Below are 15,070 nucleotides of genomic sequence, written 5' to 3'. Positions count from 1 at the left end.
GTGCGACGCAGCGCCCCCCCGAAGCACATGTGACGATCCCTCAGGCCACCGGACATCGGTCCGGGAGGTCCGGGCGTCCCGGTTCCGGCGCGATTCCGCCCCCCCTGGCCGTGAGCGACGAACGGCCTTCCGCACCCCGTGATCACCCTGGTTCCCGGACCGTTCACGTGCCGACGGAACCACCACTGGAGGAGCCCGCGATGCAGCTGAACAGCTTCGACGAATGGTCACCGCTCAAGGAGGTGATCGTCGGTTCGGCGGAGAACTACACCTCGCACGAACGCGAGCTGTCCTTCGACCTGTTCTTCCACGACAACATCGCCAAGGACAACTCCTCGCGCTCGGAGTGGTACTACCCCCGGCTGACGGCCGCCGCCGACGGCCGGCCGAGTGCCGGATCCGGCCGGAAATCGATCAAGCAGCGTTATGTGGACGAGCTGAACGAGGACCTGCACGGCATCGTCGAGGCGCTCGAATCGCTCTCCGTGACGGTCCACCGGCCGATGAGCGTCGACGCCGCGACCGCCAGGGTCGAGACGCCGGCCTGGACGGCCTCGGTGGTGCCGCCCCTCAACGTCCGCGACAACACCCTGATCCTCGGCGACGAGATCATCGAGACACCGCCGATGATCCGGTCCCGGTACTTCGAGACCCAGTTCCTCACCGGGATCTTCAACGACTACTTCCGGCGGGGCGCCCGCTGGACCGTCATGCCCCGCCCGCTGATGACGGACGCCTCCTTCGACCTCGACTACGCGCGCACCAGTACGGTCGGCGGACCCACCGAGCCGATCGCGGAGCCGCAACCCTCCCCGTACGACGTCGGCTTCGAGATGATGTTCGACGGCGCGCAGTGCCTGCGGCTCGGCCGCGACCTCGTCGTCAACATCTCCACCGCCAACCACGCGATGGCCTGCGACTGGCTGGAGCGCCACCTGGAGGGCCGGTTCCGGATCCACCGGGTGCACCGGCTGAGCGACAGTCACATCGACAGCATGGTGCTGGCGTTGCGGCCCGGAACCCTGCTGGTCCGGTCCGAGCAGGTGGCCGAGAAGCTGCCCGAGGCGCTCCGGAAGTGGGACCTGATCGTCCCGCCGCCGGCCGAGGGCAACAACTTCCCGCAGTACGACGACGACGACCTGATCCTGACCAGCCCGTTCATCGACCTGAACGTGCTCTCCGTCGCCCCGGACACCGTCCTGGTCAACGAGGCCTGCCCGGAGCTCGGGCGCACCCTCGAACGGCACGGCTTCACCGTGGTGCCGGTGCGCCACCGCCACCGGCGGCTCTTCGGCGGCGGCTTCCACTGCTTCACGCTGGACACGGTCCGCGAGGGCGGGTCGGAGGACTACCTCGACTGACGCGGTCGGGGCGGCGGACCGGTCGGGGCGGTGGACCGGTCGGGGCGGTGGACCGGGCCGCGGCGGGGGACCGGTCGCGGGTCCTCCCGGCCGTGGGCTCCCGGGCCCGTGGGCTCCGGGTGTTCCCGCCGTCCGCCGTGTTCCCGTTCCCGAACGTCCCCGAGCACTCCTCCGGCCCGGCCGGATCCGGCCCGGGCGACACCGAAGAAACGACCGAGGAAGAGTCCGGAGGAGACGACGATGAAAGTGGCCGACCGGAGTGTCCGGAACCGCCCGGGATCCTTGTCCGCGGAATCCCGGGCGACATCGCCCGCGATCGTGGGGGTCGGCACCTCGGTGCCCGCCACCTCCTACTCGCAGCGAGAACTGCTCGACCTCTTCGGCATCACCGACCCGCGGGTGCGGTCGATCTTCCTGAACAGCGCCATCGAGCGCCGCGCGCTCACCCTCCCGCCGCCGCTGCCGGACGGCTCGATGCCCGTCGAGACCCAGGGCCAGCTGCTGGCGAAACACGTCACGAGCGGCGTGGCCCTGGGCCGGCGGGCGGTCGAGGACTGCCTCCGCGCGGCCGGCGCGACCCTCGCCGACGTGCGCTACCTGTGCTGCGTCACCTCGACCGGTCTCCTCACCCCGGGCTTCTCCGCGCTGCTGATCAAGGAACTCGGCATCGACCGGCACTGCGCCCGGCTGGACGTGGTGGGCATGGGCTGCAACGCGGGCCTCAACGGCCTGACCTCGGTGGCCTCCTGGGCCGCCGCCCACCCCGGCGAGCTGGCCCTGCTGGTCTGCATCGAGGCGTGCTCGGCGGCGTACGTGATGGACGGCACCATGCGCTCGGCGGTGGTCAACAGCCTCTTCGGGGACGGCTCGGCCGCGGCCGCCGTGGTCGCACCGCCCACCGCCACCGCCACCGCCACCGCCACCGCCACCGGTGCCGTTGCCGCTACCGGTGCCGCCGCTCCCGCCGCCACCGGCCCCGCCGGCACGCCCGCCGGCCCGGCGCTGCTGCGCTTCTCCAGCTGCATCGTCCCCGAGGCCTCCGCCGCGATGCGCTACGACTGGGACGACGAACGGGGGAAGTTCAGCTTCTACCTGGACCCGGACATCCCCTACGTGGTGGGGGCGCACGCGGAACCCTCGCTCGACCGCCTCCTCGAAGGAACGGGACTGAACCGCTCCGACATCTCCCACTGGGTGATCCATTCCGGCGGGAAGAAGGTCGTGGATTCGGTCCGGGTGAATCTCGGCCTCACCCGCAGGGACGTCCGGCACACCACCGGGGTCCTGCGCGACCACGGCAATCTCTCGAGCGGATCCTTTCTGTTCTCCTACCGGCGGCTCGCCGCCGAGGCCTGCGCCGAACCCGGCGACTTCGGGGTCCTGATGACCATGGGGCCCGGAGCAACCATCGAACTGGCCCTGGTGGGCTGGTGACGGAAGGAATGGCGGTCACGATGCACGCGAACCTCGACCCGACCCCGCTGCCCGACGGACTCGGCCCCGAGGTGAGGATCGACGGATCCCGGCCGCTGGCCGACCTGACCGCGGCGGTGAACGCCGTCTGCGACGAGGTGGAGAACCGGCCCGAGCGGTCCGTCGTGGTGCTGCGGCTCGACGTCACCCCGGCCGGCTCCAGGGCCTGGCCCGGCGCCGTCGACGTTCGGCAGGTCAACCGCTGGGAACGGGCCGTGCGCCGGTTCGAGCGCCTGGCCGCGATGACCATCGCCGCCGCGCACGGCGCCTGCGGCGGCCCCGCCCTGGACCTCCTGCTGGCCGCGGACTTCCGGATCGGCGCACCGGACCTGCTGCTGATGGTGCCCGTCAACGACGGCCACTTCTGGCCCGGCATGTCGCTCTACCGGCTGGTCCAGCACCTCGGGGTCGCCAGGGCCCGGCAGATCGTCATGTGGGGCAACGACATCTCGGTCGACCGGGCGCTGGAACTCGGCCTGATCGACCAGCTCAGCGAGGACGTCGCGGAGGCGGTGCACACCGCGACCGTGCTGATGGGGCGGATCTCGGACCGGGAACTGGCCGTCCGCCGCCGGCTCCTGCTGGAGGCCGGCTCGGCCGACTACGACGAAGCCCTGGGCGCCCACCTGGCCGCCTGCGACCGCGAGCTGCGCCGGCTGGCCGCCGCGGCCCCGGGGACACCGGGGAGCCCCCGGTGACGGCTCCGGCCCTGGCGGCCCGGGACCGCGGCCGGCACCTCCCGGCCGGGGCCCGTCGGCAGCGCACCCCGGCCCGGCAGCAGCGCTCCTCGGCCCGCCGGTGAACCCCCGCCCGGTCCGCCTGGACGCCACCTCGCTGCACGCCTCGCTGGCGGAACCCGTACTCGGCTCGATCGGCTTCCTCAACGAGATCATGGCCCGCTACCCGGACGCCGTCTCCTTCGCGCCGGGCGCCCCCCACCCGGACCTGCTGCCCGACCTCGAACCCGGGCGCTACCTCGACCGCTTCCTCGACCACCTCGTCCGGGACCGGGGCCACACCCCGGACCGGGCGCGCCGGCTGCTGCTGGAGTACGGGCCGAGCCGCGGGCTGATCGGGGACCTCGTCGCCGGGGCGCTGCGCCGGGACCACGCCGTCGACGTGCCGGAGGCGGCGGTGGTGGTGACCGTCGGCGCCCAGGAGGCCATGTTCCTGACGCTGCGCACCCTGTTCGGCTCCCGTGGGGACGTGCTCGCCGTCGCCGACCCCTGCTTCGTCGGCATCAGGGGGGCCGCCCGGCTGCTCGACATCGACCTGGTCGGGGTCGAGGAGACCCCGCTCGGGCTCGACCTCGACGCCCTGGCGGCGCGCTGCCGGACCGCCCGCGGCACCGGCCGGCGGGTCCGCGCGTGCTACGTCGCGCCCGACTTCGCCAACCCGGGCGGCGGCCGGATGCCGCTGGAGGTCCGCCACCGCCTGCTCGAACTCGCCGAGCTCGAGGACTTCCTGGTGCTGGAGGACAACGCCTACGGCTTCACCGCGGCGCCCGGGGCGGAGCTGCCCTTGCTCAAGGCCCTGGACCGGAACCGGCGCGTGGTGCACCTGGGGACCTTCGCCAAGGTCTGCTTCCCCGGCGCCCGGGTCGGCTACGTGGTCGCGGACCAGGAGGTCGTCCGCCCGGGCGGACCCGCGACCCTGCTGGCCGACGAACTCGCGGCCGCCAAGAGCATGGTGACCGTCAACACCTCCCCGGTCTGCCAGGCCGTGATCGGTGGCATGCTGCTGGAGCACGGCGGCTCGCTGATGGCGCTCAGCCGGCGCAAGTCGGAGCTCTACCGGCGGAACCTCGGCCACCTCGCCGAGGAGCTGGACCGCCACGCGGCCGACGGCCTGCCCGACGGGATCAGCTGGAACCGGCCCGAGGGCGGGTTCTTCGTGCGGATGACGCTGCCGGTGCCCGCCGACACCGCCCTGCTGGAGCGGTCGGCGGCCGAGTACGGCGTGCTGTGGACGCCGATGGCGCCGTTCCACCTCGGCTCCGGGGGCGACCACCGGCTGCGGCTCTCCTGCAGCTACCTCGACCCCGGGCAGATCGAGACCGGGGTCGCGCGGCTCGCCGGGTTCCTCCGGAAGGAGGTCCGATGACGCACCCGTCCGAGCCGTCCGCGCTCCCGGTCCGGCCGTCCCCGTGCCCCGCCCGGCCGTCCCCGTGCCCCGCCCCGCTGCCGGCCCCGCTGCCCACGGAACGGCCCAACCCCTTCGACCCGCCGACCGGACTGGCCGACCACCGCGGCGGGGAGCCGATCCGCCCGCTCGCCTACCCGGACGGCCACACCGGCTGGCTGGTGACCGGCCACGCCCTGGCGCGGAGCGTGCTGGCGGACCCGAGGTTCAGCGCCGGCTCCGAGCTCAAACGGGCTCCCGTGGCCCGGCCCGGCGCCGAGCCCTTCTTCGGCGCCCCGGCACTGCCCGGCTGGATGGTCGACATGGACCCACCCGCCCACACCCGGGTCCGCCGGCCGCTGGCCGCCACCTTCACCGCCCACCGGATGAAGGCCCTGCGGCCGCGGATCGAACAGCTCGTCGACGAACACCTCACCGCGACGGCCGACTCGGCGCCACCGGCGGACCTGGTCGAGCGGTTCGCGCTGCCGGTGACCTCGCTGGCGATCTGCGAACTCCTCGGTGTGCCCTACCGGGAGCGGGCCGCCTTCCAGCACGACAGCGCCCTGCTGTTCAGCCTGGACGCCTCCGCCGGGGAAGCCGCCCTGGCGATGGAGCGCCTGGACGGGTTCCTGCGGGAACTCACCCGGAGCAGGCGGGCCCGGCCCGGCGACGACGTGCTGAGCATGCTCGTCCGGGACGGCACCCTGAGCACCGAGGAGATCGCCGGCGCCGGTGTCCTGCTGCTCACCGCCGGACACGGGACGACCGCGAGCTCGCTCGCCCTCGGGACCTTCGCCCTGCTGTCGCACCCCGGGCAACTGGCCGCGCTGAAGAACGATCCGGCGCTCGCCGACAACGCGGTGGAGGAACTGCTGCGCTATCTGACGATCTTCCACTTCGGGGTCCCGCGCACTCCGCTGGAGGACCTCGAGCTCGGGGGGCGGCTGCTCAGGGCGGGGGAGTCGGTGACGGTGTCGCTGTCGGCGGCCAACCGGGACCCGGCGCGGTTCGCCGACCCCGACCGGCTGGACCTCTCCCGGCGGACCACGGGCCATCTGGCCTTCGGCCACGGGATCCACCAGTGCCTGGGCCGGAACCTGGCGCGGACCGAGATGCGGGTCGCCTTCCCCGCCCTCTTCCGGCGCTTCCCCGGCCTGGCCCTGGCGGTGCCGCCGGAGGAGGTCCCGCTCGCCACCGACATGGGCTTCTACGGGGTGCACCGGCTCCCGGTCACCTGGTGAGCCCGACGCCCCACGCCCGCAGCAGGTCCTGCCCCCGCCCCCGGGCCCGCCCCGCACCGACCCAGCCCCGCACCGACCCGACCGCCCCGGCCCACGACGAGTGAGAGGGAACCATGCACGGCACCACCATCTCGGCCATCGGATACGAGTGCGGCGACATCCGCCCGGTCTCCGACCTGGCCGGGACCACGACCGCGGACATCTCCCCGCTGGTCACCGAGATCGTCCACTTCCGGGAGAGCCGCCGCGAGATCTGGGACCTCGCGGCCGGCGCCGCCGAGCGGACCCTCGCCACCGCAGCCCGGCCCGACCTCGTGCTCTACGTCAGCGAGAACGACCCGGACACCACCGGCTCGCTGGCCCGGATCCTGGACCGGCTCGGCCTCAACGACGTCGAGCACCTCGCCCTGTCCGGGCAGGACTGCGGCAACCTGGTCCCCGCCGTCCGGGTGGCATCCGACGCCCTGGCCTCCGGCCGGGCCGAGCGCGTCCTGCTGCTGCTCGCCGACCGGGCGGAGGGCCGGGACCGGATCATGGCGAGCGGCCTGTCCGTGTTCAGCGACGGGGCCGCCGCGTGCCTGCTCTCCCGCGGACCGGAGCCGGCCGGCCCCCGGCTCCGGGTGGAGGCCGCCGGCAGCCGCACCGCCGTCCGTCCGGCCGACGCGGACCCCGCCGGACAGGGGCTGCTCTCGACCGTCCGGCTGGCCTCCGAGACCGTCACCGCCCTGCTCGCCGGCCTCGGGCGGACCGGCGCCCCGTTCCGGTACGCGATCCTGCCCAACTACCGCCCGGCCGCCCAGAAGTTCCTGCTCGCGGCCATGCGGATGCCCCCCGACAGGCTCCTGCTCGGGCCCGTCACCGAACTCGGGCACTGCTTCTCGGCGGACCTCCTGATCACCCTGCACCGGCTGGCCGCCGCGGGCGCGCTCGATCCCGGGGACCGCCTCCTGCTCGCGACCGGCGGACCGTACTCCTGGTCGGCCCTGGCGGTCGAGTACACGCACGACGACGGCCCGGCCCCGTGTCGATGACGCGGGCGCGGCCGGCCGCACCGAAGTCCGAAGGCCCATCCACCACGTGCCCCGCCCCGGGGCCGCACCCGGCAGGTGTCTCATGATCGACGACGCGTTCGTCTCGACGGTGAAGTCCCTGGAGGTCCCCGAGATGGGGACCGACTCCACCGCCCCGCTGCTCTACTGGCTCATCCGCACGCTGCGGCCGCAGCACGTCCTGGAGGTCGGCATGGGGTACACCACCCCCTACCTGGCCAGGGCGCTCAAGGACAACAAGGAGGCCTTCGAGGCCGAACGCGCCCTGCTCGGCACCCCCGGGTCCGCCGAGCTCCAGCCGCTCGCCCACGCCCCGTACTACGACGAGCCGTACGAGCCCAGGCTGATCTGCATCGACCGGATGACCGACACCTCGTCCTCCGCCCCCAGGGCCCTCGACGTCCTGGACCGACTGGACCTCACCGGCGTCTGCGAGGTCGTCGAGGGCGACCTGCGGGGTTCGGCCGACAAGGTCAGGGACGCCTTCGGTCTGATCGACTTCGCCTGGATCGACACCTGGGACACCCTCGCCTTCGTCCGCGAGTACTGGGAACTGGTCAACCCGGCCGGCGGCGTGTTCGCCGCGCACTACCTGATGACCTACCCGCAGGGGCGGGCGGTGCTGCGCTACCTCGAATCCCTCAGGGGCCGGGACGGCGGCCGGCTGGAGATCACCAACCTCCGCGAGCCGCACCGGTTCGGCCAGAACAGCACCACGCTGATCCGCCGGATCCGCGACTACGTGGACCCGGAGGACCTGCGCCCGCAGGGGAACAGCAACGACCCGACCGGCGTACTCGCCATCGACTGACGGAGGACCACCGTGCACGTCTACTCCGTGACCCCGGAATCGGCAAGCCAGCAGCGTGAGTTCGAGCAGGACTACCTCTCCCGGCTGCGGGAGGCCGGAGCGTCCTGCGAGCGCGCGGGCTGGTCGGGCATCCTCGTCCCGCACAACCTCCACGAGGTCGACCCCTGGCTGATCGCCGGCCAGCTCGGCGCCGCGACCGACACCCTCGTCCCGCTCGTCGCCGTCCAGCCCTCCTCGGTGCCGCCCCACACCGCCGCCGCGATGGCCGCGGCGTACGCGACCCTGTACGGGCGCCCGCTGCACTTCAACCTGGTCGCCGGCGCCCGGGACGACGAACTGCGCCGCACCGGCGACCGACTCGGCCACGACGAGCGGTACGAGCGGATGCGCGAGTACGGGACGGTGCTGCGCGCACTGCTGCGCGGCGAGGAGGTCGACACCGAGGGCCGCTTCTACACCTACCGCGGGTTCCGGCTGGAGCCCCGGCCCGAAGTCCTCTCGCAGTGCAAGCTGTTCGTCGCCGGCTCCTCCCCGGCCAGCATCGCAGTGGCCAGGGACGTCGCCGACGTGGTGGTCACCCACCCCGCCCGCTACCCGGAGTGGGAGGAGACCTTCCTGAAACCGCTGCTGGCCGGCGGCTACACCGGCGAGCTCGGGATCCGGATCGGCATCGTCGCCGGGCCGGACCGGGAGGACGCCTGGGCGACGGCCCGGGAACGGTTCCCCGAGACCTGGCGGGGGCGGCAGGAGACGCTGCTCAAGACCGTCTCGCAGAACTCCTGGTCGCGTCAGCTGGCCGTCGACGCCGTGGCCGAGGCCGCCGCGGCCGCCGACGCGGCGCCGGACACGTACTGGCTGGGAGCCTTCCGCAGCGGCCACGCCAGCGCGCCGTTCCTGGTCGGCAGCCACGACGACGTCGGCTCCCGGCTCGCGGAGTACCTGCGCGCGGGGGTCGGGCACGTTCTGCTCAACGGCAGCTACGAGGACGACCACGAAGACATCAACCGGGCACTCCTCGCGGCCCGGCGGGCGTCCGGGGGCTAGAGCTCGACGGCCGACCGGCCGTGTCCGACTGTCGATGCACGGAGGGGTGGAGAAGTTGAGTCTTGTCGTACGGAGCGGTCCGCTCACCGAACAGCAGGAACGCTGGTGGCTGCGGCTCTACTGGCGGGAGAAGGGGGACATCGACAACGCCTGGTCCAAGCGCTGGGACCTCCCGGCGGGGGTGTCCGTCGCGGCGGCGACGGCGGCGCTGACGGCACTGGTCGAGCGGCACGAGGTGCTCAGGACCGGGTTCGGGCTCGGACCGGACCACCTGCCGTACCAACTGGTCTTCGCCGCCGAGGGGTTCCGCCTGCCGCTGACCGTCGCCGGGCTGGACACCCTGGCGGAGTACACCGACGAGGGCGGGATCCACCCGCTCGTCGGCGGCTCGATGTACACCCGGCCGCCGTGGTCGGTGCGGCTGTTCGTCGAGGACGACGAGGTGCGGGTGCTCAGCCTGGTGTTCGAGCACATCCTGCTCGACGGATCCGGGGTGCGGAACCTCCGGGAACAGTTCCTGGCCCTCTGCGGCGAGGAGCCCGGCGGAGCCCTGCGGATCACCCACCCGCTCGACCGGGCGGCCGGGGAGCGCCGGACCCCGCGGACCCCGGAGGGCCGGCCGGCGCGCAGCCGGGACCCCAGGGAGCTGGCGCCCAGGCTGCTGGTGCCGGCCACCGTGAAGGAGGAGACCCCGGAGCCGCGGTTCCTGATGTCCGCGGTGCGCTACGAGGGGTTCCTGCCGCTGCTGGACCGGGTCTGCCGGACCCACCGGGTGTCCCGGGCCATGGTCCTGATGCACGCCGTCGGCTGGCTGATCTCCCGCTACTCGGGCATCCCCCGGATCATGGTCGTCAACGCGATCGGCCTGCGGCTGCCCAGCGACGACAGCGTCGACCTGGTCGCCAAGGCGATGGAGGTCATGGTGGACCTCGACGAGGACCGGACGCTGGCGGAGTCCCTGACCGCCGTCGCGGCCGGGTTCCTCCGCGCGTACACCGAGGAACTGCGGCTGGGCCTCCGGGACCAGGACGCCCGCCTGCGGCTGGAGAAGGAGCGCGGCATCGGCTCCGTCCGAGGCCTCTACTTCAACTACCAGGGCCCGTCCGAGCCGGACACCCCGGAGCCGGCCGGGAGCCCCTCCGTCCCGGAGACCGGAGTCTCCCGCACCGACGAGTGGCGCTCCGGCGAGGAGCCCTGGAGCTACGCCACCTGGATCTACGTCGACGGCACCACGGTCTCCGTCGACTTCGACGTCGACGCGGTGATGCTCCCGGCCGGCGTCGTCCACCGCATGGCCGAACTGCTGCCCGCGTTCGTCCGGCTGGTCGCCGAGCGGCCGGACGCCCCGCTGTCCGCCGCCCGCACGCTGCTCCCGCCGGACTTCGCCCGGGACACCGAGGCGCGGCTGGTGCGGGGGACGTGGGTCCACCTCGACACCGTCGCCGGGGTGATCGCCGGCTGCCCCGGGGTGCTCGCCGCCGAGGCGGCCGAGGAGGACGGGGACATCGTGGCCCGGGTGTCGCTCGACGGGTCGTCCTGCCTGTTCGACGTGCACGAGTACGTGCTCTCCCGGCTCCACCTGGAGGGCGACCTGATCGCGCCCCACCGGTACCGCCTCGCCGGGGGCAGCGCGAGCCGGGCCACCGGCCCCGGCCTGCCCGACCTGGCGGCCGGCGCGGAGTGGCGGCCGGGCGACGGCACCCCGGTGCTCGGTCCGGCCACCGAGCCCGAGCGCGAACTCGTCGCGGCCCTCCAGGAGACCCACGGCTTCGGGGCGGTCAACCTGGCCCTCACCTACGCGGAGGCCGGCGGCCGCGCGATCCTCGCCCCCGCCGTGGTCGAGACCCTGCGCCGCCGCGGTCTCGAGGGCCTGCGACTCCCGCACTTCGCCACCGCGCACACCCTGCGGGCCGTCGCCGGGGCGCTGGTCCGGCGGACGCCCGGCCACGCGCCCTGACCGGATCCGGGAGGTCTCGGTCACAGGGCCCGCCGCCGGCCCCGGTCCCGGCCCCGGTCCCGGCGGGCCCCCCCCCCCCCGGGGGGGGGGGGCCCCCCCCCCCCCGGCCGCCCCCCCCCCGGGGGGGCCGGGCCCCCCGGCCCCGGCGCCCCCCCCCCCGGGGGGGGGGGGGGCCCGCCGCCCGGCCGTGCCGCCGCCTCAGCGGTCGTGCAGGGCCCACCGGCCGCTCTCGACCCGGACCGTGTCGGTGCCCGGCAGGGCGATGAGTTCGGGCTTGAACAGCGGCGGCGCGTCCATCGCGGGCTCCCAGGTCGCCAGCCTCTCGTCCTGGGGCACCTCGATCCGCCGGTTCGCGGCGAGGTCGGCGACCACCTTCAGCAGCAGCCGCACCCCGAGCGGCGCCAGATGGTCCCGCCACAGGGACTGCGGGGTCGAACCCGGCGGCACCAGCAGGTGTTCCTGGGCGGCGAGCGGCCCGCCGTCGGTGCGCTCGGTGAGGTGGTAGACGCTGCCCCCGGTCACCTTGTCGCCGTCCCGGACCGTCCACCGGATCGCGTCCCGGCCCCGGTGCAGCGGCAGCAGGCTCGGGTGGTAACCGATGGTCGCGACCGCCGCCCTGGCCCTGGTCCGCCGGCCGAGGAAGGCGTGCGAGTGCGCGGCGAGGATGATGTCCACCCCGTCCGGGACGTGCATCGCCCGCAGTTCCGCCGAATCCGTCCACGGGACGTCCCGGTGGTACGCCCAGGAGCGCAGCCGGTCCCAGGACATCGCGTCGCCCTCGTCGGACTTCCCCTTGCGGAGCCGGGGCGCGGCCGCGCCGACGATCTTGTGTCCCTCGTCCCTCAGGGCCTCCGCGACCTGGACCGCGAACGCCCCCTGTCCTGACATGTAGATGTTCATCCGTACTCCTGCGCTCACTGATCGGATGGTGGCCGGCCTCAGCCCTCGGCGGCCTTCAGTCCGGAGGGGTCGGGGGTGAACCGCACCGGCATCGTGGAGAACCCGGTCAGGAAGTTCGACCGGATCCGCCGCGCCTCCTCGGTCTGCTCGAAGCCGGTGCTGAAGTCCCTCAGGGCATTGAGCAGTTCGGCGATCTCCACCTTGGCCAGGTACGAGCCGACACAGAAGTGCGGACCGTAGCCGAAGGCCATGTGCCGGTTCGGCGCGCGGCCGAGGTCGAACACCCCGGGCCGGTCGAAGACCCGCTCGTCCCGGTTGCCGGAGGCGTGCCAGAGGGTGACGATCTCGCCCGGCCGCAGCCGGACGCCGTGCACCTCGGTCTCCCGCACCACGCTGCGCCCGAAGTGCATGGTGGGCGAGGCCCAGCGCAGCACCTCGTCCACCGCCGTCCCGACCGCGACCTCGCCGTCCTTGAACCGCCGCCACTCGTCGGGCCGGGCGGCCAGGGTGTGGAGGCAGTCGATCATCGTCAGCCGGCTGGTCTCGTCGCCCCCGATGATCAGGCTGTAGCAGTTGAGCACCACGTCCTCGTCGGACAGCGGCACCCCGTCGATCGAGCTCGCGACCAGCATGCTGATCACGTCCTCGCCGGGCGACTCACGACGCTCCTCGACGACGTCCATGAAGTACATCAGGATCTCGTTGCGGGCCATCTCGGAGTCGACCTCGTCGACGTCCTCGCCTTCCGCGGAGAGCGCCGCCTTCGTCAGGCTCAGCAGGTAGTCCCGGTCCTCCTCGGGCACCCCGAGCAGGCTGGAGATGGTGGTCATCGGGATCCGGCTCGCAATCTCCTCGGCGAACTCGCAGCCGCCGGCCTCGACCGCCTCCCGGATCCACACCCGGGTGTTGGTCCGGACCGTCCGCGCGACCTCGTCGAGCACCCGCGGCGAGAGCACCCGTTGCAGGATCTTGCGCAGCTCGTGGTGCCGGTGCCCGTCGGTGACGGCCAGCATCCGGCCGGCCGCCGCGTCGCCGCCCTCCAGCAGGGTGACGAGCACATTGCCGCGCTCCGAGGTGAAGTTCACGTTGTCGCGGTAGGTGGCGATGATGTCCTCGTGGCGGGACAGCACCCAGAACCCGCGCCGGCCGTCGGCCGGCGGGTTCCAGTGCAGCGGCGCGTGGTCGCGAAGTCCGCGCCAGTACCCGTCGAGGTCGGCGCGGCGGTCGGCGAAGGTCGCCGGGTCGCCGAGGTCCAGGGCGGCCGGGGCGTCCGCGGCCGGGACGGTGGGGGAGGCACTCATGCTCACCAGTCCGTGCGCCAGAACCGGCGGGGCCGGAACGGGTAGGTGGGCAGCGGCACCCGGCGCCCGGACTGCCCCCGGTGCAGGGCGTCGAAGTCCACCTGGCTGCCTCCCACCCAGGCGTCGGCCAGCGCGGCCAGCGCCCGCGCGTCGCCGCCGGCCGGCACCAGGCCGTGGTCGGTGCGGCCGAACGCGCCCGGGTCGGACGGCGGGGCGGCGGCCGTCGAGGTGACCGTCGTCCCGGCGGCCTCCCCGGACAGTGCCGCGATCAGTTCCTCGCGGCTGCGCACCACGGCGGCCCAGCGGCGGGCCATCACCTTGCGGCCGAGGTTGAGGCTGAAGCAGACGTCGTCCAGCCGGAGTTCCGGGTCGGCCTCCAGGCGGGCCAGCAGCCGTGCGCGCTGGTCGGCGAGCGCTTCGTCGTCCAGGGCGGAGAGGGTGGCCAGCCGGGGCCGGCCGGCCGGTTCGGGCTCGCGCGGGGCGGCGTCGGGGGCCTCCTCCAGCAGCAGGTGGGCGTTGTAGCCGCCACCGCCGATCGAGGTGATGCCGGCGCGGCGGATGCCGGCCTCCGGGTCCCAGGCGGCCGTCTCCAGCTGCGGCACGAACGGGGTGCTGGGGAAGTCGAGGTCCGGGTTGACCTCGGTCAGGTTGATGGTGGCGGGGAGCGTCCGGTGGTACAGCGCCAGTGCGGCCTTCATCGCGCCGAAGCCGCCCGACACCACGCCGCCGTGGCCGACGTTGCCCTTGACGCCGCCGATCGAGGTGGTCCCGGTCTGCTTGCCGAAGGCCATGCCCGCCGCGTGCACCTCCAGCTCGTCGGTCATCGGCAGGCCCAGGCCGTTGGCCTCGTACATCGACACCGTCTCCGGGTCGACGCCGCCGACCTGCATCGCGTTGGCGATGCAGGCGCTCAGCCGCTCGGGCTGGGCCAGGCCGTACGCCATCGCGCTGACCCCGTTGTTGTTGACCGCCGAGCCCTTGACCACCGCGTACACGTGGTCGCGGTCGGCGACGGCCCGGCCCAGCGGCTTCAGCAGGAGAGTGACGACACCGCTGGACAGCGCGGTGCCGGTGCCGTTGGCGTCGAAGGGGCGGCAGTGGCCGTCCCGGGACAGGACCCGGTTCTCCTCCCACAGGTGGCCGCGGGGGTGCGGCAGCCGGACCATCGAGCCGCCGGCGATGGCCATGTCCGTCTGGCCGAGCAGCAGCGACTGGCAGGCCAGGTGCACCGCGTAGTGGAAGCCGGCGCAGACCGCGGCGACCGTGACGGCCTCGCCGGTGAGCCCCATGTAGTACAGCGCGTTGGAGGTCATGGTGTCCGGCGACCACGCCAGGCTGGCCTCGATCGCCTCCGGGCCGACCGAGACCCGGTCCGGCGGGGAGCTGTAGAGCGCGGCGGTCTGCGGGTTGTTGGCGCCGTACATGCCGATCTCGGCGGTGAGCCGGTCCGGGTCGTAGCCGCCGTCCTCCAGCGCCTCCCAGGCGCTCTCCAGGTACAGGCGGTTCTCCGGGGTCATCGCGGCGGCCATCCGGTCGCTGATGCCGAACACCGACGGGTCGAACTGGTCGTAGGTGTCGAGCACGCCGCAGGCCCGGACGTAGAACGGGCTGTGGATCAGGGTCTCGTCGACGTGGATGTCGTCCTTGGCCAGGAAGGAGACGGACTCCCGGCCGTGGACGAGGTTGTCCCAGAACTCCTCCTTGGTACGGGCGCCGGGGGCCCGCAGCGACATGCCGATGATGGCCACGTCGCCCGGGTCGTAGTCCTGCTCCGGGCTGTCGGTCATGGGGAACGCTCCTGCTTCGGTC

At 73.6% G+C, this 15,070-nt stretch carries 12 protein-coding genes; 9 read left to right on the top strand and 3 right to left on the bottom strand.

What is annotated here, in order from left to right:
- Positions 1 to 200 precede the first annotated feature (200 nt).
- From ACIPYS_RS05490 to ACIPYS_RS05450, 9 genes are all read left to right on the top strand, one after another.
- Entirely contained in the window at positions 201 to 1,361 is a 1,161-nt protein-coding gene (locus ACIPYS_RS05490) for a glycine amidinotransferase (protein ID WP_400743436.1), read from the top strand.
- Between the two features lie 240 nt (positions 1,362 to 1,601).
- Entirely contained in the window at positions 1,602 to 2,795 is a 1,194-nt protein-coding gene (gene dpgA / locus ACIPYS_RS05485; RefSeq protein WP_400743433.1) for a 3,5-dihydroxyphenylacetyl-CoA synthase DpgA, read from the top strand.
- A 20-nt stretch (positions 2,796 to 2,815) separates the two neighbouring features.
- Positions 2,816 to 3,532 carry an enoyl-CoA-hydratase DpgB gene (dpgB, locus tag ACIPYS_RS05480; RefSeq protein WP_400743430.1) on the top strand — a complete coding sequence of 239 codons (717 nt, stop codon included), beginning with the start codon at positions 2,816 to 2,818 and terminating at the stop codon, positions 3,530 to 3,532.
- 100 nt (positions 3,533 to 3,632) lie between these two features.
- The gene (locus ACIPYS_RS05475) at positions 3,633 to 4,937 is read left to right on the top strand and encodes a PLP-dependent aminotransferase family protein (RefSeq protein WP_231978016.1); all 1,305 of its coding nucleotides are present in this window, start codon (positions 3,633 to 3,635) and stop codon (positions 4,935 to 4,937) included.
- A complete protein-coding gene (locus tag ACIPYS_RS05470) occupies positions 4,934 to 6,199 on the top strand; it encodes a cytochrome P450 (protein ID WP_400743426.1) in 1,266 nt (421 codons plus the stop codon). Before ACIPYS_RS05475 ends, ACIPYS_RS05470 begins: the two co-directional genes overlap by 4 nt.
- Positions 6,200 to 6,312: 113 nt before the next feature.
- Positions 6,313 to 7,230, top strand: a complete 918-nt coding sequence (locus ACIPYS_RS05465; RefSeq protein ID WP_093863334.1) for a 3-oxoacyl-[acyl-carrier-protein] synthase III C-terminal domain-containing protein — start codon at positions 6,313 to 6,315, stop codon at positions 7,228 to 7,230.
- Positions 7,231 to 7,312: 82 nt separating this feature from the next.
- Entirely contained in the window at positions 7,313 to 8,059 is a 747-nt protein-coding gene (locus ACIPYS_RS05460) for a class I SAM-dependent methyltransferase (RefSeq protein ID WP_093863335.1), read from the top strand.
- A gap of 12 nt (positions 8,060 to 8,071) precedes the next feature.
- Complete coding sequence (locus ACIPYS_RS05455; RefSeq protein ID WP_400743421.1) at positions 8,072 to 9,103, top strand: LLM class flavin-dependent oxidoreductase; 1,032 nt, start codon at positions 8,072 to 8,074, stop codon at positions 9,101 to 9,103.
- A 55-nt stretch (positions 9,104 to 9,158) separates the two neighbouring features.
- Positions 9,159 to 11,060: a hypothetical protein gene (locus ACIPYS_RS05450; RefSeq protein ID WP_400743418.1), complete on the top strand. Its 1,902-nt coding sequence runs from the start codon at positions 9,159 to 9,161 to the stop codon at positions 11,058 to 11,060.
- Positions 11,061 to 11,258: 198 nt separating this feature from the next.
- On the opposite strand, the gene ACIPYS_RS05445 is transcribed toward ACIPYS_RS05450, so the two are convergent.
- The 3 genes from ACIPYS_RS05445 to ACIPYS_RS05435 are packed head-to-tail and all read right to left on the bottom strand — an operon-like array spanning position 11,259 to position 15,048.
- On the bottom strand, positions 11,259 to 11,978 hold the full coding sequence (locus ACIPYS_RS05445) for a formyltransferase family protein (protein ID WP_231978017.1): 720 nt from the start codon (positions 11,976 to 11,978) through the stop codon (positions 11,259 to 11,261).
- A gap of 20 nt (positions 11,979 to 11,998) precedes the next feature.
- The gene (locus ACIPYS_RS05440; RefSeq protein ID WP_093863339.1) at positions 11,999 to 13,261 is read right to left on the bottom strand and encodes a cytochrome P450; all 1,263 of its coding nucleotides are present in this window, start codon (positions 13,259 to 13,261) and stop codon (positions 11,999 to 12,001) included.
- Between the two features lie 2 nt (positions 13,262 to 13,263).
- Entirely contained in the window at positions 13,264 to 15,048 is a 1,785-nt protein-coding gene (locus ACIPYS_RS05435; protein WP_400743413.1) for a beta-ketoacyl synthase N-terminal-like domain-containing protein, read from the bottom strand.
- Positions 15,049 to 15,070: the final 22 nt, after the last annotated feature.

This window comes from Kitasatospora sp. NPDC089913 (assembly GCF_044748625.1).
In the GTDB taxonomy this organism is placed as follows: Bacteria; Actinomycetota; Actinomycetes; order Streptomycetales; family Streptomycetaceae; genus Kitasatospora.
The sequence above is the reverse complement of the archived record's forward strand: the minus strand, read 5'-3'. Positions and strand labels throughout refer to the sequence as shown.